This is a genomic window from Phyllobacterium zundukense (genome assembly GCF_002764115.1).
Lineage (GTDB): Bacteria > Pseudomonadota > Alphaproteobacteria > Rhizobiales > Rhizobiaceae > Phyllobacterium > Phyllobacterium zundukense.
This window is the reverse complement of record NZ_CP017940.1, coordinates 532,501-558,843: the sequence shown is the minus strand read 5'-3', so window position 1 is coordinate 558,843 and position 26,343 is coordinate 532,501. Positions and strand designations below refer to the sequence as shown.

Genomic DNA, 26,343 nt, shown 5'->3' with positions numbered 1-26,343 from the left:
CCCGCCAGTTCTGGCGGGCTTTTTCTGGATTCTCATCGATTCGCGTCTAGTGGTCGAGCGCCTTGACGATGTTCTCCACCATCTTTTTGGCGTCGGCGAAGAGCATCATCGTATTGTCGCGGAAGAACAGTTCGTTCTCGACCCCGGCATAACCTGAGCCCATGCCGCGCTTGATGAAGAGCACCGTCCCGGCCTTGTCGACATCGAGAATGGGCATGCCGAAGATCGGTGATTTCGGATCTGTCTTTGCCGCTGGATTGGTCACGTCATTGGCGCCGATGACAAAGGCAACGTCTGCCTGGGCAAACTCCGAGTTGATGTCCTCGAGCTCGAACACCTCATCGTAAGGCACGTTGGCTTCAGCGAGAAGCACATTCATATGACCGGGCATGCGTCCGGCAACCGGATGGATGGCATATTTGATCTCAACGCCTTCCGCCTTCAGCTTGTCAGCCATTTCACGCAGGGCGTGCTGCGCCTGCGCCACGGCCATGCCGTAGCCCGGCACGATGATGACCTTCGATGCATTCTTCATGATGAAGGCTGCATCGTCGGCCGAGCCCTGCTTTACCGGGCGCTGCTCGACTTCGCCGGCGCCCGCAGTTGCCGTCTCGCCGCCAAAGCCGCCGAGAATAACCGAGATGAACGACCGGTTCATGCCCTTGCACATAATGTAGGACAGGATCGCACCCGAGGAGCCGACCAGCGCACCAGTGATGATCAGTGCCAGATTGCCCAACGTAAAGCCGATGCCCGCAGCCGCCCAGCCGGAATAGGAGTTCAGCATCGACACGACAACCGGCATATCGGCGCCGCCGATCGGAACGATGATCAGACCGCCCAGAACCAGCGACAGGATGACGATCAGCCAGAACACGACATGGCTTTCTGTCAGAACCAGCACAACCACCAGCACGATGATCGCAACCAGCAGGGCCGCATTGAGGAAATGACGGCCGGGAAGCATGATCGGCTTGCCGGACATGCGGCCGTCGAGCTTGAGGAAGGCGATGATCGAGCCGGTGAAGGTGATGGCACCAATGGCAACGCCAAGCGACATTTCAACCAGCGCCTGCCCGTGAATACTGCCGATTTCGCCAATCCCGAACGATTCCGGCGCGTAGATCGCAGCAGCCGCCACGAGGACCGCGGCCAGACCGACCAGCGAGTGGAAGGCGGCAACAAGCTGCGGCATGGCCGTCATGGCAATGCGTTTGGCGATATAGGCGCCCACGCTACCGCCGATGGCAAGGCCGATCACGATCATTCCCAAGCCCTTGAAGCTGGGTTCAGCCAGAGCAAGGGTCGTGACGATCGATATGCCCATGCCGATCATGCCGTAGAAGTTACCCTGACGGCTGGTCGTCGGGTGAGACAGGCCACGTAGCGCCAGAATGAACAGCACGCCGGAGACAAGATAAAGAAAAGTTGCGAAATTCACGCTCATGCTCATGGCCTCACTTTTCTTTCTTCTTGTACATGGCGAGCATGCGATGGGTGACGAGGAATCCGCCGAAGATATTAACGCTAACGAGAACGAGCGCGATGAAGCCAAAACCGGTGGCAGCGCCACTTGCCGAAAGGCCGACCGCCAGAAGCGCGCCGACAACGATGACCGACGAAATCGCATTGGTGACGGCCATGAGCGGTGTATGCAAAGCAGGTGTCACCGACCAAACGACATAATAACCGACGAAAATAGACAGAACGAAAATCGCAAGGCGGAAGACGAACGGATCGACCGCACCGCCCGTGACCGCATGGGCAGCGGCACCCGCTGCATCAGGCATGCTTTCAGCGGCCTGGCGAACCATCTCGGTCGCCTGGTTCAGTGTCTCAAGCGCCTTTTCGAGTGTAGCATCGGCCATCACGCCTCTCCTTCAGTCTTCTTGGGTGCAGCTTTGGGCGTCGTGGCCTTTTTGGGAGCCGCTTTCTTGGCCTCCGCCTTTACGGGCGCATCCTTTGCGGCCGGCGCTACCTTCTTGGCGGCAGGCTTCGCTGCAGGAGCAGCCACAGCAGCATTTGCAAAATTCGGATGAACTACCTTGCCGCCATGCGTCAGCACGGTTGCCTTGACCAGTTCGTCATCAAAATTGATCTTGACGCTCTTGCTGTCCTTGTCGACCAGCGTCTCGAAGAAGGCGACGAGGTTCTTTGCATAAAGCTGCGATGCCGTGGCAGCGATGCGGCCAGCAACATTCAGATGGCCAACGATCTTGATGCCATCGACTTCGACGATCTTTCCGGCGACTGCGCCTTCGACATTGCCGCCACGCTCGACCGCAAGATCAATGATCACAGAGCCAGGGCGCATACGCGAATACATCTCGCGGGTCACCAGTCTTGGTGCCGGTCGGCCTGGAATAAGGGCCGTAGTGATGACGATATCCTGCTTGGCGATATGGTCGTTGACCAGCGCTGCCTGCTTTGCCTGATATTCTTTCGACATTTCCTTGGCATAACCACCGGCGGTTTCAGCCGCCTTGAATTCCTCGTCCTCAACGGCAAGGAATTTGGCACCGAGCGAGGCGACTTGCTCTTTAACCGCGGGGCGCACGTCCGTCGCAGTAACAACGGCACCGAGACGGCGCGCCGTGGCGATAGCCTGCAGTCCGGCAACACCAACACCCATGATGAATACCTTGGCAGCTGGCACCGTACCTGCTGCGGTCATCATCATTGGCAGAGCGCGGTCATATTCCTCGGCAGCATCAACAACTGCCTGATAACCGGCAAGATTGGCCTGGCTGGAAAGAACGTCCATGACCTGCGCGCGGGTGATGCGCGGCATGAATTCCATGGTGAAGGCAGTCACGCCGGCATCCGCCAGTTCCTTGACGGCTGCATCATTGCCATAAGGGTCAAGCATGGCGATAATAACAGCGCCTTGCTTATAGGATTTGAGCTCCGCGGTGGCCGGACGGCGAACCTTCAGGACAACGTCCGCACCCTTGACATCGGCTGCCTTGCCAATGGTCGCACCTGCCGCCTCGAATTCGCGGTCCGGAATGCGCGAGGCCGTACCGGCTCCCGTTTCCACGATAACAGTAAAGCCAAGACCGATAAGCTTTTTGACTGTCTCCGCCGAACCGCCAACGCGCGGCTCGTTGGTATCAATCTCTTTCGGTATGAATAGTGTCTGAGCCAAGCTCTTCATCCCCCAAGCAAGTTATCAATACAAAGGCAGTGGCCCTGAAGCCAGCGCGCCTTTCCCGCTTATAACGATTGGCAACCCTGAGATGCGACCGGTTCGAATGAACCGCTTTTGATAGGGTATTCCACCCGGTTTATGTGGCTGATCTAGAGAAGGAACCAGGCAGCCAGGCAAATAACAATAAAGAGAACGATAGCAGAGAAGAACCCGCCGGCGAAAAAGCCGAATGCCATTGCAGCCACCAACGCCAAGCAGGAAATCACGCCCCATTTCGAGAGCGTAATAAACAGACTGTACGTGCTCTCATGTTCCTTGTAATCCATGGGAGCGCCCAATTCTGCAGGCGAAGTATCGTGATGTTCAGCCATCTTCAAAACCTCTTATAGTCGATGTTGTAATGGCAATAGCGAAAACGCCGCATCAGTGCAATGCGCAGATGGTCGCTCATAGGGACTCAATCGATATAATTCAAATAGACAGTTTCTACGAAACCAAGGATTGCTTCAGCGTCATTTAACTGAGCAGATTTGGGAAAAGCCCTACGACGCCGATGATGATCAGATAAAGCGCAACCACGTAATTCAGCAGTCGAGGAGCTATGAGGATGACGATGCCCGCTATCAAAGCGACGAGCGGAGCAATGGCGATCTGAGCAATCATGTTGACGTCCTTCTTCCTGAAGCCGAAACAGCAGCAATTTTCGTGAAGGGCAGAATAAGCCGCTGCCGATACTATTGCGAACTATCGAAGAAGATCAATGCAGTAACGAAGCATGGTCGCTTTTCACGGCCAGCAATCTCTGCTCCATAGGAATGTCCAGGAGCTTTACGATCTCGTCCGCGGACATGGCGGCTCCGTAGAGGTACCCCTGGACATATTCCGCGCCAATCCACTGGTTGATGAGGTCGGATTGTTCGCTTGTTTCAAGCCCTTCGATTGTCACGGACAATCCGAGTTCATGCGACATCTGCACGATACCGCGCAGGAGTTTCAGCGAACGGCCTTCCTTGACGATGTCTGCAATGAAGGATCGGTCGATCTTGACCTTCGTCACCGGGAGGTCCTTCAGATAGCTCAAGCTGGAGTACCCCGTTCCGAAATCATCGATGGCAACCTGTACGCCGTAATCCTTGAGTTCCGCAAGGACGCTGCCCGTCGTTTCGCGATCAGTAATAATCGCACCTTCCGTTACTTCCACTTCGAGCAAATGCGGCTCGATATCATGCTGCCGCAACGTGGAATGAATGATGTTCACCATATCCATGTTCTGCAGATCGTGCGACGACAGATTGACCGAAACAGCGATCCGGGATTCCCACCTGCTGCAGTCCTTGATCGCACGTTCAATCACGCTTCGGGTGAGCTCGGAAATAAGCCCCATTTCCTCCGCCATCGGGATGAATTCAGCCGGAGAAATCGCACCGAATTCGGGATGGTTCCATCGGGAAAGCGCTTCGCACGACGTCATGCGCAATGTGCGAACATTGACTATCGGTTGATAGGCAACCGACAGCGCACCATCCGCGATGGCCCTGCGCAGATCCGCCTTGAGCCGCTGCTTGCTCCGGAACGAGTGATCCATCGTATCGACGAAGACCGCCCATTTCTTCTGGGTTTCCTTTTTGGCAACATCAAGTGCCAGGTCAGCGTTCATATGCATGGCGGCAAGCTCAAACTTCGCCGCGTCTGCGATCGCGACACCCGAATGCACACCGATCAAAATCTCATGGCCAGATACAACGTACTGGCCGGCGATTGTTGCCATCACGCGCTCGACGCACAGCAGCGCTTCCTCGTGTGATGTTGCGGAAAACAGGAGGACGAACTCGTCGCTGCCAAAGCGCGAGATAACAGGGTGGTTGGCATCCACGGAAGCGAGGCGGTCGGCGAATGCGCGGAGCAACTCATCGCCAATACGATGACCGAACGTGTCATTCGTGCGTTTCAATCCATCGATGTCGACAACCATAAGGATGGTTTGCGCGCCAGGCTGAAGCGTATTTGGGTATGTGTTGGCAATTTCGGCGAACTGGCTGCGGTTGGGCAAACCCGTCAAACTGTCGTAGCGCGCCATCCTGTTGATTTGAGCTTCCGCATCAGCCCGGCGCGTGACATCCTGAATAACAAGAACAGTACCGTGTTGCGGATCAGGTGTCGCAGTAAATTCGTAATGCCGGTTCGCGGGTGAAACAAAGGTGTCGCGTTGTTTTGAGCCGTTCAGGAGGTCTCGGATCTTCACGCGCAGCGATCCCAGCGCGTCGTCAGTAAAGCCGCCCCCCAATTGAGCCAGACGCAGCAATGCTTCGAGCGAACGTCCCTGCAGCTGTTCCGGACGATCAAACCCCAGCATCTTCGCCGCTCGCATATTTGCGACTGTGATGGTTTGATTACTGTCGAACATCAGCAGGCCCTGAGGCATGCCGTTGAGGGCCGCATCGAAATTATTGGCTACAACACCAAGTTGCCTTTTGCCCAGCAGTGCATCGAAAAGTGACCGGCGCAGGTTCGAAGCGATACCGAGGTTGCTCCAGAAATACGGTATTATCAGCAGGGCGAGCAGCCAGTTATAGAAACCGCCGAGCAAGATAAATGTCACAAACAGCGGCGCAAGAATTCCGACCGACATACCCACTACGACTGTGGGCGAAACATAATTTCGCGTGACCAGCGCAACCATCGACGCGACGGCGATGATAACACTGGTGATCGCCGCCGATGAATCGGCCAATACATAAATACTGACAAAGCACAGCATCCCGAGCAAGACACAGGTGGTCAATGCACCGGACAGATAGCGCCATTCCCATTTCTTCAATGTCGCCGGGGTGGCCGTCGATAAATCCGCCTGCTCGAATGCAGTGGCATTCGCTATCCTGCAAAGGATGGTCAAAAAGAACGCAAGCGCAAAAGCCACATAGATCGGATGGCCAGTCTTGATATAGATCATCAAGGTCGCAATGATCTGCACGACAGACGTTCGCCAAACAGCGTTTTTGTTCGCATAGAGTGTGCGAAGCGATATGAGTTCGAGCGAGATGCTCTCGTTGCGTTCAGTTCTCATCAATATGACCGCGCCCAAGTGTATCCGCTGTGGATACGCTAAAGATTACTTTCACTAAACGCCAACGATAATGGAGCTAAAGATCGAACAACGATTAAGAATATTTATTCTTGTCTCGTGTCAAATCTAAGCCCCATAAATTGGGAATTAGAATTACTAATTCCTGAAAGAAACAAGAAATAGGAATCTTCGGCAATTCAACAGATATTTGGTATCAATTCCCTTAAGCCGGGCATGCGGCAGATGAATTTTCATCAGTTTCTTTGTCAGGATTGGGGTCATAGAATGGTCCGACAACCAACGGCTTGTCCGGCATCACCGACTGATCGACATCCGATATCATTTTCCGTTCGATGGTCTGCAGGAGTTTGCCGCTGGCGTCTTCAAGATGCATGCTGACTTTATACTCCCGGTTCGCCTTTACACATTTGATCGGCGGGCTTTCGACCGTGATCTTCTCCATCATTGGCCAGATCGTCTGCCGAACGATCAGCGGATCGCCACCTTCTGGATTTTCAAAAGTCGTCTCGAGCATCGCCCCGTCAGGCAACGGCCTGAGTTTGGCAAGCGTGAGGAGATATGTCGCCTGTGCAATCCGGTAATTGAAGACGAAAATCTTGCCGGAAACATTCAGGTAGTCGGCCTCGCCCGCATCGCGGCAGGCCACCAAGCCGAACGCTCCCGCGAGGACTATCAACAAGACGAGCGGGCGTAACGATCTTCCCCTAAACATGGCTAATCTCCGCCAGCCTTCCGTTTCGACTATAGTGCCGACGGGCCTTCGCCCGATTGCCGCATACACGCATGTCGCACCAGCGCCGGCTGCGGTTGCGGCTTTCATCAAAATAGAGCCAGTGGCAATTCGGGCATATCTTGATGCGCTCGAGCCGCGCAGGCTCAAACAGACGCATGCCGGAAAGGAACGCCGCTGCGGCCAGAGACAATTGGCGAGCCTTTTCGGATGACTGGGGGAGCATCAGTGACTGCTCCTCCGGGATGGAGCAGACAATCTCCGACCCAAGGCGCAAGAACGCAGACAAAGATTCTGGCTTCAGCCCTTCCCCATATGCGGCTGTCCGGAAGAGCCTGTTGATCGCTTCCCGAACGTCGATGAGTACCGCGATATCTCCCTGTGAGAGCGGGGAAAGAAACTGAATATCGCCCCATTCACCCTGCCGAAAATTTGCAGCCGCTATCGCGAAACGCGGCACTTCGGCCGGATCAGCAAAGCGATCTTGCGACCGGTCCGGCGCCTCGCGGAAAATGACGGTATTGGCCAGATCGAGGGCCAAAACACCACCGCTAAATCGATGAGCATTCCAGTCAAAGGTCATGCAAAAATTCTAACTAGTAAAAACAATAATGCAAGTTAGAATGAGTCAGATCCGAGAACGCAGATGGCATATTTTCTTCAGCTCCTTTTCAATGGGATTCACAATGCCGCGCTTTACGCGCTGCTTGCCTATGGATATGTGCTGATCCACGGCCTCACTCACCGTACCGATCTGTCTCTTGGCGCCATTTTTGCTTTTTCCGGGCAGACTTTCATTCTGGCGACCGCATTTGGATGGACCGTCCTGTGGATGACTCTCCCAGCCGCGCTGTCCTTTGGCTTATTGATTGCGATCGTCTATGTCGGCATTGGCGGTTACGCGATTGCCAAGCTCATCTATGGCCCACTTGAGGCCGGGAGTCGCAATACCGTTCTTGTCGCAACGCTCGGACTCAGCATCTTTCTGATGGAACTGTCGCGGATTGCCGCCAATACGAGAGACTATTGGCTGCCGCCGATGCTGGCCGCGCCCGTACAACTGCTCGGGCCACAGATCGATATCAGCCTGACACAATTGCAGGTCGTGAACATTCTTGTGGCATTCGCGATGATTGCACTCGGCGAGACGATCATGCTGCGGACTTCGGCAGGCCGCATCTGGCGTGCCGTGAGTGATGAGCCTGCAGCAACCGCCATGTGCGGCATCGATCCGAACCGGGTCCGGACACAGGCCATACTGGCCGGCTATGGCGTTTGCGCACTGGCTGGATTTCTCACAGCGCTTTACTACGGCAATGTCAGCTTCAACACCGGCATGATCTTCGGCTTGAAGATACTTTTCATCACGGCCGCAGGTGGATTTTCCCGTCCCCTGTATGCAGCGATCGGTGCGGCTATCATTGGAATGGTCGAATCACTGTGGGGTGGATACTTCTCGGTTCTATGGCGCGACGTCGCGGTGTTTTCGCTGCTCGTCTTTGTCCTCGCCACACGAATCAACCCGCAAGAGACAGAACGCATTTAGAGCAAAATTTGCTCTAGCCCTGAAGGCTGTGACCGCCGTCGATCGTAATGACCGTCCCGGTGATATAGCTGCTGGCATCGGACGCCAGCATCAATACGGCACCGTCAATGTCTTCCGGTTCCCCGAGGCGCCGCATCGGATTTCTACCTTTGAGAAATCCTTTGGCGGGCCCGTCCATGATTGTCTCGTTGAGCCGCGTCGGAAACCAGCCAGGAGCAATCGCATTGACCCGGATACTGTGGGGAGCCCATTCCAGCGCCAAAGAGCGTGTCATCTGCGATATTGCCGCCTTCGACATCGCATAGGCCGCTGATCCCTTGATCGGCGCGTCGGCGAGGATGCTGGACAAATTGATGATTGACCCACCGACATTCTTGGCGATCATTCGCTTGGCTGCCTCTTGAGCCATGAAAAATGCACCTTCGACATTCACCTCGAATATATGCCGCAACTGTTCGCGTGTCGTTGTTAGCGCCCGTTCCACGGTCGCCACCCCGGCATTGTTGAATAGGACGGTAATGGTTCCGAGTTGCTGCTCCGCTTCATCAAAGGCGCGCTCAATATCGGCAGCGACCGTCACATCGGCAAGGATGTTCATGACGTTTGACCGAATCTCATTTTCAGGAGTGGGGATGCGTGAAATTGAGACGACATTTGCACCATGCGCTGCCAGAACCTGCACCATTCTCAGGCCCAAACCCGATGACCCTCCGGTTACCGCGATGGTTTTTCCCGCAACAGAAATTGAAGTATCACCTGTCATTGAATCAAATACCGATAAGCAACATGCCCAATTGTTTTGTCACTGTTAGACTGCTCATGGCGCCATGACAACCGCCGATACTCTATCGCAGGCAAAAGTCTGCTGATGCGGAGAATGTGCTCGGTTATAGATGTAATCAATTCTGTTGATGGTTCCGGGCAGGGCTGGTACCAGTGCTGGGACATGTTCTTATAAGGCAAGGCTGAAAGAAGCTGACACCGCGAGATCAAAAAGCGGGAAGCTCAAAAAACTCAGGCTGTCAGAATCTATGGGGAGGTACCAAATGCCGGCTTTGCTCGCTCTGTCGAAAACGATTGATCGCATCAATGAATTTATCGGACGCTCTGTCGCCTGGCTGATCTTCCTGGCAGTTGTGGTCAGCGCAGGAAACGCAATCATCCGCAAGACGTTCAATATGTCTTCGAACTCCTGGCTGGAACTTCAGTGGTATCTTTTCGGCGGTGCCTTCATGCTGGCAGCCGCATATACATTGCAGCAAAACGAGCACATCCGCATTGACATCGTCTACGGCGCATTTTCCCGGCGTGTCCAGCACTGGATCGATCTTCTGGGACACATTTTCTTTCTGATGCCGTTTGTGATCCTGATGATTTTCTATTTCATCCCCTATGTCAGACTTTCCTTCAATAGTGGTGAGGTCTCGTCAAGCGCAGGCGGGCTTATTCTCTGGCCTGCCAAGTTGATCCTGCTTGTTGGCTTTCTGCTCCTCGGTATCCAGGGCGTTTCAGAAATCATCAAGAAGATCGCAGTGATGCGCGGGGACATGCCGGACCCCAACCCACCCATGTCTTTGGAAGAAATCGCGGAGCAGGAAGTGGCTGCCATAACGGAGGCGCGCAATGATTGAGTTTATTGCGCAGAACATGGCGCCCATCATGTTCGCATCGCTGATCATTTTCATGCTGATCGGCTATCCGGTGGCTTTTGCCCTTGCGGCTAATGGTTTGCTGTTCTTTTTCGTCGGTGTCGAGCTTGCTCCCTATTCCAATGGGAGCATCACGCTTTCCTGGCCCCTGCTCTATGCACTCCCCGAACGCTTCTGGGGCACGATGGCCAATGAAACATTGCTCGCCATCCCCTTCTTCACCTTTATGGGCATCATCCTCGAGCGATCCGGCATGGCCGAAGACCTGCTCGATACGATCGGCCAGCTCTTCGGCCCCATCCGGGGCGGTCTTGCCTATGCCGTCATTTTCGTTGGCGCCCTGCTTGCAGCCACCACCGGCGTCGTCGCTGCATCGGTAATTGCCATGGGACTGATATCCCTGCCCATCATGATGCGTTACGGCTATGACCGGCGCGTCGCATCAGGTGTTATTGCGGCCTCTGGAACCCTTGCACAGATTATCCCCCCTTCGCTGGTTTTGATCGTTCTGGCCGACCAGCTTGGGCGTTCCGTTGGCGACATGTATCACGGAGCACTTATTCCCGGCCTCGTGCTCACGGGGCTCTACATGCTCTATATTCTGTTCATGACGTTCTGGAGACGGGACTCCATGCCGGCGCTTCCTGTTGAAGCGCGGACCCTGGGTTCAGGCGTCACTTCGCTGTTCGTTGCACTCTTGATCGCCGGCGCCATTGCGTACGGCGCTCACCTGTGGCTCGCCACGTCTGCCGGAGCAGATGCCGATATCTGGGGTGCAACAATCGGCATTATCGTGATCTATGCTTTCGCGCTCGCCGACCGGTCGTTTGGACTCAATCTGATGTCTCGCCTTGCTCAACAGGTGATCATCGTTCTCATACCGCCGCTCGCCCTGATCTTCCTCGTCCTTGGTACAATCTTCCTCGGCATTGCTACGCCCACCGAAGGTGGTGCGATGGGCGCGGTTGGAGCATTGATCATGGCCGCATCGAAAGGCCGCCTCAATTTAGGCGTTGTCAGTCAGGCTCTGGCGTCCACGACACGGCTTTCATCCTTCGTGATGTTCATCCTGCTTGGCGCCCGCGTCTTCTCGCTGACATTCTATGGCGTGAACGGCCACGTATGGGTTGAGCACCTGCTCGTCTCCCTCCCGGGCGGCGAGGTTGGCTTTCTTATCGTCGTCAATATTCTCGTCTTCTTCCTGGCTTTCTTCCTCGACTTCTTCGAGCTCGCCTTCATCATCGTCCCTCTGCTCGCTCCTGCTGCAGACAAGCTGGGCATCGATCTGATCTGGTTCGGCGTGCTTCTCGGCATCAACATGCAGACGAGCTTCATGCATCCGCCATTCGGTTTCGCACTGTTCTATCTGCGTTCCGTCGCGGCGAAGGTGCCTTATCTCGACAAGATAACCGGCAAGAAGATCCAGCCCATCACAACCGGCCAGATCTATTGGGGTGCGGTGCCTTTCGTCGGCATCCAGATCCTGATGGTGGCATTGACGATCATGTTCCCGCAGATGGTCATGCACTATAAAGGCAGCGGTCCTGTCGTTGATCCAGCGACCATGAAGATCGAGATACCCGGCTTTGGTCAGGATAATGGTCTTGGAGGTGGATTGGGTGGAGGCCTCGGCGGCGGATCGGGCAATGATTTGAGCTCGCCTCCATTGGGCGGGGCACCAGCCAATCCATCGGCTCCGGCACAGCCGCCAGCGCCGGATCTGAGCCAGCCGCCGAAAATGTAGGGCGGAATGGACAACAAAAAACCCCGGACCTTGCGGTACCGGGGTTTTATTTTGCCAATCCGTGCGACAGCTTACAGCTTGCCGTTACGCTGCTGCACCATCATGAAGGTGTCGAACGAATATTCCGCAACTTGCGCATAGAGGAAATGCTCGTTGCGGAATGCCTTGATGGACTCCCAGATCTTCTTGAACGCCGGGTTGCTGGCTTCCATTTCCGCATAGACGCCATTGGCAGCTTCGAAGCAGGCGTTGAGGATTTCGGGGCTGAACGGCCGCAATTGCGCACCACCGGCAACAAGGCGCTTGATCGCTGCGGGATTCAACGAGTCATATTTCTGCAGCATGTCAGCATCGGTTGCTTGCGCAGCCGTACGGAACAGCGACTGATAAGCAGGCGGCAACGAGTCCCACTTTTCCTTGTTGACCATGAAGCTGACCGTCGGGCCACCTTCCCACCAACCGGGATAGTAATAGAAAGGAGCGACCTTCTGGAAGCCGAGCTTCTCATCGTCGTAAGGTCCAACCCATTCCGCCGCATCAATCGTGCCTTTTTCCAGCGAAGGATAGATATCGCCGCCAGCGATCTGCTGCGGGACGACGCCCAATTTCTCCAGAACCTTGCCGGCAAAGCCGCCGACACGCATCTTCAGCCCCTTGAGATCATCGACTGTCTTGATTTCCTTGCGGAACCAGCCACCCATCTGCACGCCGGTATTGCCACCCGGATAGGCTTGCAAACCTTGCTTGTTGAAGAACTCGTTCAAGAGGTCGATGCCGCCACCATGATACTGCCAAGCGTTCATGCCACGAGCGTTCAAGGCGAAAGGAACTGCTGCACCCAAGGCCCAGGTGGGGTCCTTGCCCCAATAATAATAGGCTACCGTATGGCAAAGCTCGACGGTACCTGCCGCAGTAGCATCTGCCGCCTGAAGCCCCGGCACAATTTCACCAGCCGCAAATGGCTGAATAGTAAAGTTGCCGTCCGTCGCTTCCTTCAAATATTTCGACAGGACTTCGGCACCGCCGTAAATCGTATCGAGCGATTTGGGAAACGACGATGCGCATCGCCATGTGACCTTGGGCAACGACTGCGCGATGGCCGGTGCTGCCAAAGTGGTTGCCGCAGCAGCGCCAACTCCGGCAAATCCTGCCTTCGTGATGAACGAACGACGATCCATTAATTCTCCTCCAAAAACCATTGAACTCAGACTCTTCGGCCCAGATCGCCGGACAATTCTGCCCTGCTCTCCCGATCTTGGTGATCACCATACACACTCGCTTATTCAAGTCCAGCACATGGAAACACAAAGAGGATTGGACGTTGGAGCATTTGAAATTGCTTAAAAATTGGTCGATTAAGCCACCCGTTATACCAATTATCCCGGTATTTCGGATACCATTGGAAACGCCCTCAAATTGCACTACATATGGAGAAGCTTTTTTTCTGGAGTAACCCCATGCGGCAGCCTCTCGTCGCCATAACATCTGATGTCCGCACGTTTGAAAACTACACGTGGCATGCAGCACCAGACCAGTATCTGGCAGCGGCCTATGACGCGGCTGGCGTCATCCCCCTGATCGTTCCTTCATTTGGCGACGGGCTCGATATTGACGCCATTCTTGATGGTGTTGATGGCGTTCTGGTCACAGGCTCCAAGTCGAATGTTCACCCGTCCCTCTATGGCGCTGAACCGAGCGAAGCGCATGAACCTTATGATTCGGCCCGGGATGCTACTTCACTGCCGCTCATCCGGCGTGCCATCGAGCGCGGCGTGCCACTTCTGGCCATCTGCCGCGGTATTCAGGAGCTTAATGTCGCTTTGGGCGGCACGCTGGCAACGGAAATCCAGGAGCTGGATGGACGTATGGATCATCGCGCCCCTCAATCTGACAAACAGGCTGAGCGATTCGCCATTCGCCATCCCATACGCATCAAGCCCGGATCCTGCCTGGCCCAGGTCATGCAGAGCGATTCCGTCCAGGTCAACTCCGTCCACCGTCAAGCAATTGATAAGCCAGCCCCACAGCTCGACATTGAAGCGGTAGCCGATGATGGCACGATTGAAGCAGTTTCGGTCAAGAATGCCCGCAGTTTCGCCGTCGGTGTCCAATGGCATCCGGAGTATTGGGTGAAGAGCGACAGTCCTTCGCGCAAGATCTTTGCTGCTTTCGGTGACGCAGCACGCGCTCACAAGGCAAGCCGCGAGCGGCTGCAGGCTGCCGAATAACTAAAAGAGGCTGACGCCTTCGGCTGACATCGACAGGATGACAGAGCGTGGTTCGACGCTGATGTAGGCGAGCCCGTCACCTGGGCTGAATTCCACTATTGTGCGGCCGAGATTGTCGGACAGATCAATCGTTCCATCCTCGTTATTGTGCCAGGTCCTGGCGTTCGCCAACGGTGGATAGAGGCCGGCGCAACTGCTATCCATGGTAAGTGCATCATGCCCCGGCAAGCCGTTTCCCGCCGGGAATGCCTTGCACTTCATCCCCCCACCTGGGCCACGAATCACAAATGTTGGCACATCCAGGCTGGTCTCAACAGTTGCAATGGAAGCTGTGGTGCCGACATCGATATCAGCCTCGCCGCTGGACGTATACGTCGCAAAATCCAGGAACATGGCAACAATTGCCGCTGTGCTCACAAGGCCGAGCCAGGCCGTGCCGGCCAGTTTCATGACGTACTCCGCTGGATTACTATCCGTGCAGAGCCTAGTGGTGCAGTATTAATGAAGCGTGAAATTCGCTTTTCACCCTCCCCGCACCCATCAGCGAGAAATGCAGGGCGACTCTTATCGTTCCTTGGGCTTTGAGGTGGATTGCCGGATTCTCAATTCCGGTTTGATCAGTTCCTGGCGGGCATGCGTATCGGCGCCATTCAGCTGATCGAGCAGAGCGCGTGCCGCACGCTGACCGACTTCCCGCTGGCCATTCCACACGGTGGTCAAGGCGGGCGTCGCAATGGCCGCCTCCTCGAGGTCGTCATAACCGGTGACGGAAATATCAACGCCAGCAACCAGCCCGGCGCGGGCAATACCGTTCATCATGCCGATTGCCGCGAGATCATTCCAGCAGACCGCCGCCGTCGGGTGGTCCTTCAATGCGAGAAACTGTGGTGCGGCGTCAAAACCGGCCTGTTTGGTTCGGGGGCCAGGAATGCGCCATTCCGGTTTAACCTCGAGACCCGCCTTCTGCATCGCGTGAAGATAGCCTTCGTAGCGATCGCGGCCAGTCGAGGTTTGATCCGTGCCACCGATCATCGCAATCCGGGTGTGCCCCAAAGAGATCAGATGATTGGTGGCAAGGCCGATGCCGTAAGCATCATCGCCGCGGAAAACCGGCACGTTTGCATCCTTGACGCTGCGCGCAATCAGAACGACAGGCAATCCGTTGTCTTCGGCCATGCGAATATCTTCCGCCGGCGTGCCTATGGCCGGCGACATGATCACACCGTCGCCACCCAATTGCAGCACGGTGTCGATGAATGTTCGCTGCTTGTCCAGTTGGTCGTAGTGATTGGATAGAATGAATGTCTGACCGGAACGGTCAAGCTCGCCCTCGATGGCGCGCAATATTTCGGCAAAGAACGGGTTCATGATGTCATGGACCACGACACCGACAATGCCTGAGCGCGAGGTGCGCAGGCTCGCCGCGCGTCGGTTGTAGATATAACCAATGGCCCGGGCGTGTTCCTTGATCTTCTCACGCGTCTGGTCGGCGACGAGCGGACTGTCGCGCAGTGCCAGTGATACGGTTGCAGTGGACACTTTCAGCGCGTCGGCAATTGTCGATAGTTTGATCTTTTGCGCCAAAAACCGCCTCCCGCAGTATCGTCCAACAAGCTACACACTCTTTACCCGGCGTTATGCCATTGCAGCCGAATAAATCAAAGTTCTTTCGTTATGGATGCGGTCAAACGATCATGGGCAATTCAGCTAGAACCGCAAAAAATCACTTCTGTGTCCGCAACTGACGTTCGCGGTGCACGATATAAAGACCGCTGCCAATGACGATCGCCGCACCGCAAAGCGTGTAGATATCCGGAAACTGGTCAAAGATGAAATACCCGAAGGCCAGCATCCAGATGATTTGCAGGAACGGATAGGGCGCCAATGCCGCTGTCGTTGCTCGCCTGTAAGCCAGAATGATCAGATAGTGGCCGAGCCCGCCAAAAAATCCAAGCATGAGCAAAAGGAAGATTTGAAGCGGCGTTTCAGGGATGACGGCCTGCGTTATTGCCGGTGACATAAGAATGGCCGGAGCGAGGGCGGAAAAGAAGATCAGGCTCTCCGGAGTTTCGGTGGCGGCCATTCGCCGTGTAAGCAGCACATAGAACGAATAGCTGAGCATGGAGGAAATCGAATAGGGCAACCCCGGATTGAACGAACCGAATCCCGGGCGGGCAATGATCAAAACGCCGATGAACGCCACAATAATGGCGGCCCAGCGTCGCCAGCCTGCCCACTCCCCAAGGAGCGGCCCTGCGAGCGCCGCGATCACCATGGGTGCAGCAAAGGCAATCGTGATCGTTTCACCAAGCTGCATTGTCTGCAGTGCGTAAAAGTTGAAATAGGTCGAGCCAAACAAACATAGTCCGCGAATGAATTGCAGGGGAATGCTGCGGACTTTGAAAATACCAGGATTGGACCACGGCCGAAAAAAGATCAGCACCAAAAGCGTGTGTTCAACAAACCGCATCCAGGAAATAAAGGCTGTCGGAATTCCCGACAGGACAAGATATTTGGCGCTTGAGTCGAGACAGGAAAACAGAAACCCTGTCGCAAACAGGTACAGAATCGCAGCTAAAGGTGCAGAGTCCGGTGAAGAGCGGGAAGTTGAAGACAACGGAAAGACCAATCAGGCGGGCAGCATTCGTCCGCATGATAGCAAGTTCAATCGTTTTGTAACCGCCGATTGCAAAATACTTTGGATGAACGATTACTCGTCATCGGTGTCATCATCTTCATGGTCGTCATCCGGGCTCGTCTGACGCAACAATTCCGCAGCGGAAAGATTGATCTCGAGCCGCGACAGCATTTTGACGAATACCTTGCGTTCTTTCTTGTCAAAGCCCTTCATCGCGTCTTTTTCAGTCTTGCGAATGGACTTCTCGATCGCTTTGATTGCCTCGGTTCCGGTTTCCGTCAGAAAAATGTGCGCCTGACGCTGATCCGTCGTCGAGCCTTCCTTCTTGACAAAACCTTGCGTCTGCAAACGCGAAATCGTCTTGGTAATTGTGGGAGGCCGCACGCCAAGACGCTTGGCGAGAACACTTGGTGAAAGGCCATCTTCATGCGCCAATTGCAGCATCACCGCGTCTTGTCCAGCATAGAACCCGTGCCCCAACAACCGCATCGCCAGCGCCGTCCTTGTCAGACGCGCAGTTGATTGCAGACGATGAAGAATGAGGGGCTTACGATCCTTGACCATTCAAACTCCTGCTCGCTTGGAAGCGTTGTCCGGTTGATGATAAGACGGCTAGCTCTGTTTGGTGGAATGAAATTAACAGACAAACTTTATGTACGCAGAATAGTTTTCATGGCGGTTACAGATTGGATCGAGCAAACGCACGACCAGGGTTGGTCCTTGCTCTCTTCGCCCCGATAAATCCGCGTTACAATGCTTATATGACATTCTGATGAAATTTGCCGACGAATTGCTGTGGAAGCACAAATATGCCTGTAAAAATGCGGTTCGAAGCACATATCCTCCTGTCACCCGCGCAGATATGATGGTCGAAGCTAACCCAAACAAATGAGCCGGACATGCCGCCAGTTTCAACCAGGACAATTGCCCTTTTGCCCCTCGGGGCGCATGAGCAGCATGGTCCGCATTTGCCCTTCGAAACCGATGCGCTGATCGCCGCGGGACTTGTCGCGCGGCTCAAGAACGCCCTGCCAGGCTCCCTTTCCATCGAATTCCTGCCAGTTGAGGCTGTAGGCTACTCCGTCGAGCATATGGATGTTGCGGGTACAAGAACGCTCGCCTTCGACGAAGCGATCCGCCGTTGGATAGGCATTGGCGAGAGTCTGTCCCAACGCGGCCTGTCCAAACTGGTGCTTCTGAACGCCCATGGCGGCAACGCGCCTTTGATGACAATAGTTGCCACTGAACTGCGCGTTCATTGCAATATGCTTGCAGTGGCAACGAGTTGGACACGATTTGGTTTGCCGGATGGTTTGATTTCGCCGGACGAGAAAGCTTTGGATATTCATGGTGGTTTCATCGAGACATCAGTGATGCTGGCATTGCATCCTGAACACGTCGATATGGAAAAAGCCGGAAACTTCAGTTCCAATCAGAGTCATTTCGCCGATAGCTACAAACATTTGCGCGCCTATGGCCCGCATGCCTTCGGGTGGAAAATGACCGACCTCAACAAGGAGGGCGTGGCCGGCGATGCGTCGCGAGCCACGGCACAAGCTGGTGAAAAGATCATTGCCCATACATTGAAGGGCATCGTCGAACTACTGGAAGACGTCGACAGATTCGATTCTTCCGTCTTCAAAGAGTAAGGCTCAATCAGATTGAAGCTGACATTCACGCATTTGAATGCCACTGGTGTGGCAATATGTAATCTTATCACCTATATCGTGAGTCAATCCATTCCAAGAGGCACACGATGAGTGAAGCTCCGATGACTTCTACTGCCGCGGCTGAGACCGTACGCCCAACCCAGATTCCCGTAACGGTGCTGACCGGTTATCTCGGTTCAGGAAAAACAACCCTGCTGAACCGTATCCTCAGCGAAGACCATGGCAAGCGCTATGCGGTCATTGTCAATGAGTTCGGCGAAATCGGCATCGACAATGATTTGATTGTCGAATCCGATGAAGAAATCTACGAGATGAACAATGGCTGCATATGCTGCACCGTGCGCGGTGACCTGATCCGCGTTGTGGAAGGCCTGATGCGCCGTCCTGGTCGCTTCGACGCCATTATCGTTGAAACGACTGGGCTTGCCGATCCGGTGCCGGTAGCACAGACGTTCTTCATGGATGACGATGTCCGGGCCAAGACAGCATTGGATGCTGTCATTGCCCTGGTCGATGCCAAGCATTTGCCGCTGCGCCTGAAGGACAGCCGCGAAGCAGAAGATCAGATCGCCTTTGCCGATGTCGTTCTGCTGAACAAGACAGATCTCGTATCGCCTGAAGAGCTCGCTGCCGTCGAGGCGACGGTACGCGCCATCAATCCGCATGCTGTCATTCACCGCACCGAACGCGCCGACATCGACCTGTCGCGCGTCCTCGACCGCGGCGCTTTTGATCTGAAGCGTGCATTGGAGAGCGATCCGCATTTCCTCGACCATGATCATCCTGATCATGCCTGTGGCCCGGATTGTGATCACAACCACGACCACCATGACCATGACCACCATCATCACGATCATGGCCACGACCACCATGATCACGCTTCGCCAATTCATGATGTGACGGTCCAATCGGTTTCACTTAGGACGGGCGAGCTCAATCCCGACAAGTTCTTTCCGTGGATCCAGAAGATCACACAGGAACAGGGCCCGAATATACTTCGCCTGAAGGGCATCCTTGCTTTCAAGGATGATCATGAGCGCTACGTGATCCAGGGCGTCCACATGATCATCGAGGGCGACCATCAACGTGCCTGGAAAGACGGCGAGAAGCATGAGAGCCGGCTCGTTTTCATTGGCCGCGAACTCGATCACGCTGCACTGACATCCGGTCTCGAAAGCTGCCTTGCCTAATGCCAACAATTGCCCCGCTCGATCTTTCCGGTCATTGCGTTGACGCGCGTTTTATCCGGGATGTTCCTTTCTTTGCGCTGGCCGATGGTACGATCCACCGCCTCGATAACGGCCATAAGGAAACGCAAGCCCATGATGGCCTTCTTTGTGCAGTTCCGTCCTTCGACGGTAAGTTGCTCCTTACGGGCGGCGAAGATGGCCGCATTTGTACGACTGGATTGAATGGTGAAGCCCAAGAACTGAACATACTGCCGCGCAAATGGATGACTGCTCTGGCTGCAGCGCCCAATGGCGCGATCGCCTTCGCATCAGGGCGTTCCGCCTGGGTGCGCTCACCAGATGGGTCGTTGAGGGAATTTCCGCATGAACGCAGCGTCGAAGGCGTCGCCTTTGCGCCCAAAGGGTTTCGGCTGGCGGTTGCGCGCTACAATGGCGTGACCTTGCATTGGCCGGCAACAAATGGCGCTCCGACAGAGCTCGAGTGGAAGGGCGCGCATGTCTCTGTAACATACTCACCCGATAACCGCTTCCTCGTTACTTCCATGCAGGAAAATGCCCTTCATGGCTGGCGTCTTGAAGACAATCGTCATATGCGCATGACCGGCTATCCCAACAAGGTGAAGAGCTGGTCCTGGAGCGTAAAGGGCAAGTGGCTTGCCACATCAGGCGCACCCGCGGCAATTATTTGGCCTTTTGCCGGGAAGGATGGGCCCATGGGGAAAGCTCCGCTGGAGCTTGGCACACGTGGCGACAGCCTTGTAAGCGCGGTAGCCTGCCATCCTGTCGAAGAGATAGTGGCGATCGGCTATTCCGATGGCATGATCCTTGTTGGCCGTTTCGGCGACCAGAAGGAAGTCCTGTTGCGTCGCCCCGGCAAAGGCGCCATTTCATCGATGAACTGGGACACAGCAGGACATCGTCTTGTCTTCGGGACCGAGGTGGGAGACTGCGGCGTAGTCGATATTGCGATGTGATGCCTTAATTGCAAAGAGAATGCGTTGCCTTCTTGCACGCCTCAATGCTTGAAGCAATTTTCTCGATGCCATCGCAAGAAATGCGGATGTGGCTTTTGAATGGACCGGCTTGGAACGATTGCTCGTCCGGTCTTGTTGAAAAGTAATTGGATGCCGTCTGGGTCGTTCGCCTGTCGCGAAATCAGAATTTTCAGATCATCGGAGAGGCTAATCAAACCCCGGTCGAACATCCAGTGCGCGGTTCCAGAAAGGGCCAACCCGTTGGTCAAGATATCGGGACCGTTGGCTTCGACTGGTCTGATATGCGCGGCATTAACCTCAGCTCGACCGCCACCGTTGATAAGCTTCAGTCCGGTAATCGCGCATCGCCTATCGTAGGCGTCCAAGACAAGCCGGCGAAAAATCCGATCGCGGACGATGCGAGACGTAAATTGAGTAACGCGATCACGTTCGTATTCGAAAATGAAAGGTGTCTGGGCTGCTTCCGCAAAGCCTGATATTGGCTCGAGGACTTCCGCCCCTCCGACGCGTGGCAGCTCAGGCTCAATTAAGCCGAGTAACACAATTCGATTGAAGTCGGTTGGGGAGATCGGCCTTACGGCCGATTGCGCTCGACCCGAGATACGCCCCTCGTGGTTGAGCACGCCGTGCTCAACCACACCTTCCCTTCCGCTGAAAGGGACAGGATTTATGAAGTCAAGATAGGTACCAGGCTCAATCAGAGCGATATGCATTCCAGGTGCATGGAGATCTTGAATGACCTGTCCGACCTTTGCTATGGCGAAGTAACCACGCGTCTCCGCAACCTTTCTAGGCTCATAATAGATGATCCAATCTCCCAGACAGGCGTGGACGCGGCCCAGATATTGGCTCGGGAACTGATAACGTTCGGCCGGGCTGTCATCATAGATCGAATCTGAGCGGTGAATGAAAATTCCGAATCCCATGTGCCTGCTATAGCATGCTCTCGGACATTGCTCGACACAGGTTTGGGTTGTTCACACTAGCCCCCATAAACGCCAAAAACTCCGCTTGAGGCGGGGTTTTTGGATAAGAAGCTGGCTTTGTCGGGCATTGAGTTTGGTTGCGGGGACAGGCCTTTGCCGGTTCGGGTCTTCAATCAGTCCACTGGACTGATTGACCGGCTTTGCCGGACGTCCCTCACCCTTCAGGTTATGGTGAGCTTGCGAACGACGAGCTACCATCGCCAGCGAAGATGAAGTCTTCGCGCCAGCGATAAGGCGTGTTTCTTATACGAGGGAAGGATTTGGTTGCGGGGACAGGATTTGAACCTGTGACCTTCAGGTTATGAGCCTGACGAGCTACCGGGCTGCTCCACCCCGCGCCACCATATCCGGCTGTTGACCGGGATTGTTTGCCGCTTTTGCTGTTTTGCGTAAGTTTGATCTTACATTGTTTGGGCTGCAAAAGCAAAAGGCCGCCCTGCGTTAAAAGCGGCGGCCTGTTGGATTGTTCTGTGTGTTTGTGAGCTTTGAATAACGTTGCGTTTGGCAGACCTGGCAGCGACCTACTCTCCCGCGTCTTGAGACGAAGTACCATTGGCGCTGGGGCGTTTCACGGCCGAGTTCGGAATGGGATCGGGTGCAGCCACCCCGCTGTAACCACCAGGTCAGCAAAGCGCAACGTTATGTGAGAAGCTGGAGTTTTTGTTTGTTTTGATTGGAGGTTGCTTGCGTTCCGGGCGTAAGCCCGCAAGGCCAAGCGGCCGTCGCGGCTTATGCCGCGCGCTGTCGCAGCGCCCGCACCAAAGGTGCGATACGGCGCGTGAGACAAATCCAATCGATCTGTCTCGCAAGCGAGACAGATGGATATAAGTAATGAGAATGATCAAGCCAATCGAGCTATTAGTACCGGTAAGCTTCATGCGTTGCCGCACTTCCACACCCGGCCTATCAACGTGGTGGTCTTCCACGGCTCTGATAGGGAATACTCGTTTTCAGGTGGGTTTCCCGCTTAGATGCCTTCAGCGGTTATCCCGTCCGTATATAGCTACCCTGCTATGCGGCTGGCGCCACAACAGGTCCACCAGAGATACGTCCATCCCGGTCCTCTCGTACTAGGGACAGATCCTGTCAATATTCCTACACCCACGGCAGATAGGGACCGAACTGTCTCACGACGTTCTGAACCCAACTCACGTACCGCTTTAAATGGCGAACAGCCATACCCTTGGGACCTGCTCCAGCCCCAGGATGCGATGAGTCGACATCGAGGTGCCAAACAACCCCGTCGATATGGACTCTTGGGGGTCATCAGCCTGTTATCCCCGGCGTACCTTTTATCCGTTGAGCGATGGCCCTTCCACGCGGGACCACCGGATCACTATGACCGACTTTCGTCTCTGCTCGACTTGTCAGTCTCGCAGTCAGGCGGGCTTATGCCATTGCACTCGACGACCGATTTCCGACCGGTCTGAGCCCACCATCGCGCGCCTCCGTTACTCTTTAGGAGGCGACCGCCCCAGTCAAACTACCCACCATACACTGTCCCGGATCCGGATAACGGACCGCGGTTAGACATCCATATAGGTAAGGGTGGTATTTCAAGGGTGACTCCACGAGAGCTGGCGCCCCCGCTTCAAAGTCTACCACCTATCCTACACATGCCGACACGAATGCCAGTGTAAAGCTATAGTAAAGGTGCACGGGGTCTTTCCGTCTAACCGCAGGAACCCCGCATCTTCACGGGGAATTCAATTTCACTGAGTCTGCGTTGGAGACAGCGGGGAAGTCGTTACGCCATTCGTGCAGGTCGGAACTTACCCGACAAGGAATTTCGCTACCTTAGGACCGTTATAGTTACGGCCGCCGTTTACTGGGGCTTCGATTCAAAGCTTGCACCTCTCCTCTTAACCTTCCAGCACCGGGCAGGCGTCAGACCCTATACGTCGTCTTGCGACTTCGCAGAGCCCTGTGTTTTTGGTAAACAGTCGCTACCCCCTGGTCTGTGCCACCCTCCTTGACTTGCGTCAAAAAGGGTCACGCTTCTTCCGAAGTTACGCGTGCAATTTGCCGAGTTCCTTCAACGCAGTTCTCTCAAGCGCCTTGGTATTCTCTACCAGTCCACCAGTGTCGGTTTAGGGTACGGTCTATACGCGGGAGCTATTTCCTGGAACCGCTTCGAAGCCCCTCCAATCCAATAAGGAGGAACAACACACGCGATCCGTCACTACCCGCAGGCCCACGAATATTAACGTGGTTCCCATCGACTACGCCTTTCGGCCTCGCCTTAGGGGCCGGCTAACCCTGCTCAGATTAACTTTAAGCAGGAACCCTTGGACTTTCGGCGAGGGAGTCTCTCACTCCCTTTATCGTTACTCATGTCAGCATTCTCACTTCTGATACCTCCAAAGGCCCTCACGGGTCCCTCTTCAACGGCTTACAGAACGCTCCGCTACCACTTGCTTATTGCTAAGCAAATCCACAGCTTCGGTGTATGGCTTGAGCCCCGGTACATTTTCGGCGCAAAGACCCTTATTTAGACCAGTGAGCTGTTACGCTTTCTTTAAATGATGGCTGCTTCTAAGCCAACATCCTGGTTGTTTTGGGATCCTCACATCCTTTCCCACTTAGCCATAACTTAGGGACCTTAGATGGTGGTCAGGGTTGTTGCCCTCTTCACGACGGACGTTAGCACCCGCCGTGTGTCTGCCGATTAGTACTCTTCGGTATTCGGAGTTTGGTTAGGTTTGGTAAATCGGTGAGATCCCCTAGCCCATCCAGTGCTCTACCCCCGAAGGTATTCGATCGACGCTCTACCTAAATAGATTTCGCGGAGAACCAGCTATCTCCAAGTTTGATTGGCCTTTCACCCCTAGCCACAAGTCATCCCAATCTATTGCAACAGATGCGGGTTCGGTCCTCCAGTAAGTGTTACCTTACCTTCAACCTGCTCATGGCTAGATCACTTGGTTTCGGGTCTAATGCGACGAACTGAACGCCCTGTTCAGACTCGCTTTCGCTGCGCCTACACCTACCGGTTTAAGCTTGCTCGTCACACTAAGTCGCTGACCCATTATACAAAAGGTACGCTGTCACCCAGAACAAATCTTGGGCTCCAACTGTTTGTAGGCATTCGGTTTCAGGATCTCTTTCACTCCCCTTGTCGGGGTGCTTTTCACCTTTCCCTCACGGTACTGGTTCGCTATCGGTCATGCACGAGTACTTAGGCTTGGAGAGTGGTCTCCCCATGTTCAGACAGGATTTCACGTGTCCCGCCCTACTCAAGGACTTTTGTTCGCATTACGTGTACGGGGCTGTCACCCACTTTAGCCACCCTTTCCAGAGTGTTCCACTTGTCTCACAAAAGCCACTGGCCTGGTCCGCGTTCGCTCGCCACTACTTACGGAGTCTCGTTTGATGTCCTTTCCTCCGGGTACTTAGATGTTTCAGTTCCCCGGGTTCGCTTCTAACCCCTATGTATTCGAAGGTCAGATACCTTATCTTGATATCTAGAAAGTTGAATTGTTCTGTATTGATCGCGCTCACGTGCCGTATCGTCCCTGCCGGGACGGGCACTGCGCGGGCGCGCCGGACGACCGGCGACGACCTAGCGGTCTGTATGGGCGACCCCTCTTGAGACGAAGTCTCAACAAAGGCCGACCGGCCGCCGCGGCTCGTGCCGCGCCCTCGCGGAGCACAGCCCCAAAGGGGCGTACGTGCGTGAGCGCGCATAAAACCGCGTGATCAATCTTCCAACAACTCAAATTTTCTAGATATCTAAGGTGGGTTTCCCCATTCGGAAATCGTCGGATCAAAGGGTATTCGCACCTCCCCGACGCTTATCGCAGCGTATCACGTCCTTCATCGCCTGTGCATGCCAAGGCATCCACCAAATGCCCTTAAGACACTTGATCATTCTCATTGCCAATATCCATCCTTGCCTTCACGAACATAAAGCCGCTGCGGGGGATACCAACAGACCAGCTCAACATTCAGCAACAATCGATTTGACAAAAAAGACCAGCTTCTCGAGATAAATCCGATGGCTCTGCGGTTAAGCGGCCAATCATCTGCATGAGGCTTTTGATGAGCACCCCATGCGACGTTACCTGGCGTTCACGGCCGCAAGGGCCTGCACTAAGCGCGCGGCAAGCCGCGACGACCTAGCGGTCTGTACTTGGCGTACAAACCTTTGAACATCCAGAATAACCCGGACATATCTTCTCTTCACAATTTCATACAGAACACGCAACCGTCAGGCCAAAGCCCAACAAGCCGCAAACTTGGTTCTTTAAATGATGTTTTTGATTTCGACTGGCAGTCCATCCAAAAGTCCTTGCCCATCTGACAAAACCTTGGTGGAGGCGGACGGGATCGAACCGACGACCCCCTGCTTGCAAAGCAGGTGCTCTCCCAGCTGAGCTACGCCCCCGTAAAGGTATTCGAAGCGAAGCTTCGCAAGGCCGACTGGCCGTCGCGGCTCATGCCGCGAGCCCCCGCGGAGCGCCGCCCAAGGGGCGGATCAAGCGAGAGCGGTAAGGAATATGGTGGGCCTGGGAGGACTTGAACCTCCGACCTCACGCTTATCAAGCGCGCGCTCTAACCAACTGAGCTACAAGCCCTGATTTGACAGATCAACCGTCAAACGCAGCGCGCTTACGCGTCGCAGCTCGTGCCGTGCGCCCGTCCTGAGACGGTAGGTCACCAAAAGAGGCCGACCGGCCGTCGCGGCTCGTGCCGCGCCCTCGCGGAGCACAGGTCCAAAGGACCGTACGT

The 26,343-nt window shown here is 54.9% G+C and carries 22 protein-coding genes, 3 tRNA genes and 2 rRNA genes; 7 read left to right on the top strand and 20 right to left on the bottom strand.

What is annotated here, in order from left to right; all coding sequences use genetic code 11:
• Positions 1-46: 46 nt before the first annotated feature.
• From BLM14_RS02780 to BLM14_RS02745, 8 genes are all read right to left on the bottom strand, one after another.
• Positions 47-1,447: an NAD(P)(+) transhydrogenase (Re/Si-specific) subunit beta gene (locus BLM14_RS02780; protein WP_099997990.1), complete on the bottom strand. Its 1,401-nt coding sequence runs from the start codon at positions 1,445-1,447 to the stop codon at positions 47-49.
• A gap of 10 nt (positions 1,448-1,457) precedes the next feature.
• Complete coding sequence (locus BLM14_RS02775) at positions 1,458-1,868, bottom strand: NAD(P) transhydrogenase subunit alpha part 2 (protein ID WP_099997989.1); 411 nt, start codon at positions 1,866-1,868, stop codon at positions 1,458-1,460.
• The gene (locus tag BLM14_RS02770) at positions 1,868-3,148 is read right to left on the bottom strand and encodes a Re/Si-specific NAD(P)(+) transhydrogenase subunit alpha (protein WP_100000995.1); all 1,281 of its coding nucleotides are present in this window, start codon (positions 3,146-3,148) and stop codon (positions 1,868-1,870) included. Before BLM14_RS02770 ends, BLM14_RS02775 begins: the two co-directional genes overlap by 1 nt.
• A 152-nt stretch (positions 3,149-3,300) precedes the next feature.
• Positions 3,301-3,522, bottom strand: coding sequence for an aa3-type cytochrome c oxidase subunit IV (locus BLM14_RS02765; protein WP_099997988.1), 222 nt, complete (start codon positions 3,520-3,522; stop codon positions 3,301-3,303).
• Between the two features lie 145 nt (positions 3,523-3,667).
• Positions 3,668-3,814, bottom strand: coding sequence for a DUF3096 domain-containing protein (locus tag BLM14_RS02760; protein WP_099997987.1), 147 nt, complete (start codon positions 3,812-3,814; stop codon positions 3,668-3,670).
• 94 nt (positions 3,815-3,908) lie between these two features.
• Complete coding sequence (locus BLM14_RS02755) at positions 3,909-6,215, bottom strand: putative bifunctional diguanylate cyclase/phosphodiesterase (protein WP_133123984.1); 2,307 nt, start codon at positions 6,213-6,215, stop codon at positions 3,909-3,911.
• Positions 6,216-6,438: 223 nt separating this feature from the next.
• Entirely contained in the window at positions 6,439-6,948 is a 510-nt protein-coding gene (locus tag BLM14_RS02750) for a hypothetical protein (protein WP_204251982.1), read from the bottom strand.
• Positions 6,941-7,549, bottom strand: coding sequence for a CGNR zinc finger domain-containing protein (locus BLM14_RS02745; protein WP_099997985.1), 609 nt, complete (start codon positions 7,547-7,549; stop codon positions 6,941-6,943). Before BLM14_RS02745 ends, BLM14_RS02750 begins: the two co-directional genes overlap by 8 nt.
• Before the next feature lie 63 nt (positions 7,550-7,612).
• Between BLM14_RS02745 and BLM14_RS02740 the strand changes: the two genes are divergently transcribed.
• Positions 7,613-8,512: a branched-chain amino acid ABC transporter permease gene (locus BLM14_RS02740; RefSeq protein WP_099997984.1), complete on the top strand. Its 900-nt coding sequence runs from the start codon at positions 7,613-7,615 to the stop codon at positions 8,510-8,512.
• 13 nt (positions 8,513-8,525) lie between these two features.
• On the opposite strand, the gene BLM14_RS02735 is transcribed toward BLM14_RS02740, so the two are convergent.
• Entirely contained in the window at positions 8,526-9,275 is a 750-nt protein-coding gene (locus tag BLM14_RS02735) for an SDR family NAD(P)-dependent oxidoreductase (RefSeq protein WP_099997983.1), read from the bottom strand.
• Between the two features lie 283 nt (positions 9,276-9,558).
• Here BLM14_RS02735 and BLM14_RS02730 point away from each other — a divergent pair, with 283 nt between their 5' ends.
• Both BLM14_RS02730 and BLM14_RS02725 read left to right on the top strand, forming a co-directional pair.
• Positions 9,559-10,143: a TRAP transporter small permease subunit gene (locus BLM14_RS02730; protein ID WP_099997982.1), complete on the top strand. Its 585-nt coding sequence runs from the start codon at positions 9,559-9,561 to the stop codon at positions 10,141-10,143.
• The gene (locus BLM14_RS02725; RefSeq protein WP_099997981.1) at positions 10,136-11,905 is read left to right on the top strand and encodes a TRAP transporter large permease; all 1,770 of its coding nucleotides are present in this window, start codon (positions 10,136-10,138) and stop codon (positions 11,903-11,905) included. The genes BLM14_RS02730 and BLM14_RS02725 overlap by 8 nt, the downstream gene beginning before the upstream one ends.
• Before the next feature lie 71 nt (positions 11,906-11,976).
• Here the strand turns inward: BLM14_RS02725 and BLM14_RS02720 are convergent, their stop codons facing one another.
• Positions 11,977-13,083 (bottom strand): TRAP transporter substrate-binding protein, encoded by a 1,107-nt coding sequence (locus tag BLM14_RS02720; protein ID WP_099997980.1) that lies wholly within the window; start codon positions 13,081-13,083, stop codon positions 11,977-11,979.
• 279 nt (positions 13,084-13,362) lie between these two features.
• On the opposite strand from BLM14_RS02720, the gene BLM14_RS02715 reads away from it, so the two are divergent.
• Entirely contained in the window at positions 13,363-14,133 is a 771-nt protein-coding gene (locus tag BLM14_RS02715) for a gamma-glutamyl-gamma-aminobutyrate hydrolase family protein (RefSeq protein ID WP_099997979.1), read from the top strand.
• Here BLM14_RS02715 and BLM14_RS02710 read toward each other — a convergent pair whose 3' ends face one another.
• From BLM14_RS02710 to BLM14_RS02695, 4 genes are all read right to left on the bottom strand, one after another.
• Positions 14,134-14,583 carry a hypothetical protein gene (locus BLM14_RS02710; RefSeq protein ID WP_099997978.1) on the bottom strand — a complete coding sequence of 150 codons (450 nt, stop codon included), beginning with the start codon at positions 14,581-14,583 and terminating at the stop codon, positions 14,134-14,136.
• A 114-nt stretch (positions 14,584-14,697) separates the two neighbouring features.
• Complete coding sequence (locus BLM14_RS02705) at positions 14,698-15,717, bottom strand: LacI family DNA-binding transcriptional regulator (protein ID WP_099997977.1); 1,020 nt, start codon at positions 15,715-15,717, stop codon at positions 14,698-14,700.
• Between the two features lie 139 nt (positions 15,718-15,856).
• On the bottom strand, positions 15,857-16,750 hold the full coding sequence (locus tag BLM14_RS02700; RefSeq protein ID WP_100000994.1) for a DMT family transporter: 894 nt from the start codon (positions 16,748-16,750) through the stop codon (positions 15,857-15,859).
• Positions 16,751-16,843: 93 nt separating this feature from the next.
• Positions 16,844-17,335, bottom strand: a complete 492-nt coding sequence (locus BLM14_RS02695) for a MarR family winged helix-turn-helix transcriptional regulator (RefSeq protein WP_099997976.1) — start codon at positions 17,333-17,335, stop codon at positions 16,844-16,846.
• Between the two features lie 335 nt (positions 17,336-17,670).
• Between BLM14_RS02695 and BLM14_RS02690 the strand changes: the two genes are divergently transcribed.
• From BLM14_RS02690 to BLM14_RS02680, 3 genes are all read left to right on the top strand, one after another.
• The gene (locus BLM14_RS02690) at positions 17,671-18,420 is read left to right on the top strand and encodes a creatininase family protein (protein ID WP_099997975.1); all 750 of its coding nucleotides are present in this window, start codon (positions 17,671-17,673) and stop codon (positions 18,418-18,420) included.
• A gap of 122 nt (positions 18,421-18,542) precedes the next feature.
• Positions 18,543-19,631 (top strand): CobW family GTP-binding protein, encoded by a 1,089-nt coding sequence (locus BLM14_RS02685; RefSeq protein WP_418314217.1) that lies wholly within the window; start codon positions 18,543-18,545, stop codon positions 19,629-19,631.
• Complete coding sequence (locus BLM14_RS02680; RefSeq protein ID WP_099997973.1) at positions 19,631-20,605, top strand: WD40 repeat domain-containing protein; 975 nt, start codon at positions 19,631-19,633, stop codon at positions 20,603-20,605. Before BLM14_RS02685 ends, BLM14_RS02680 begins: the two co-directional genes overlap by 1 nt.
• Positions 20,606-20,646: 41 nt before the next feature.
• On the opposite strand, the gene BLM14_RS02675 is transcribed toward BLM14_RS02680, so the two are convergent.
• From BLM14_RS02675 to BLM14_RS02650, 6 genes are all read right to left on the bottom strand, one after another.
• Complete coding sequence (locus tag BLM14_RS02675) at positions 20,647-21,552, bottom strand: HNH endonuclease (RefSeq protein ID WP_099997972.1); 906 nt, start codon at positions 21,550-21,552, stop codon at positions 20,647-20,649.
• Positions 21,553-21,873: 321 nt separating this feature from the next.
• Positions 21,874-21,950: transfer RNA gene (locus tag BLM14_RS02670), tRNA-Met, on the bottom strand.
• Between the two features lie 170 nt (positions 21,951-22,120).
• A 5S ribosomal RNA gene (rrf, locus tag BLM14_RS02665) occupies positions 22,121-22,235 on the bottom strand.
• A 214-nt stretch (positions 22,236-22,449) separates the two neighbouring features.
• Positions 22,450-25,481, bottom strand: a 23S ribosomal RNA gene (locus BLM14_RS02660).
• A 442-nt stretch (positions 25,482-25,923) separates the two neighbouring features.
• Positions 25,924-25,999: transfer RNA gene (locus BLM14_RS02655), tRNA-Ala, on the bottom strand.
• Between the two features lie 113 nt (positions 26,000-26,112).
• Positions 26,113-26,189: transfer RNA gene (locus BLM14_RS02650), tRNA-Ile, on the bottom strand.
• Between the last annotated feature and the right edge of the window lie 154 nt (positions 26,190-26,343).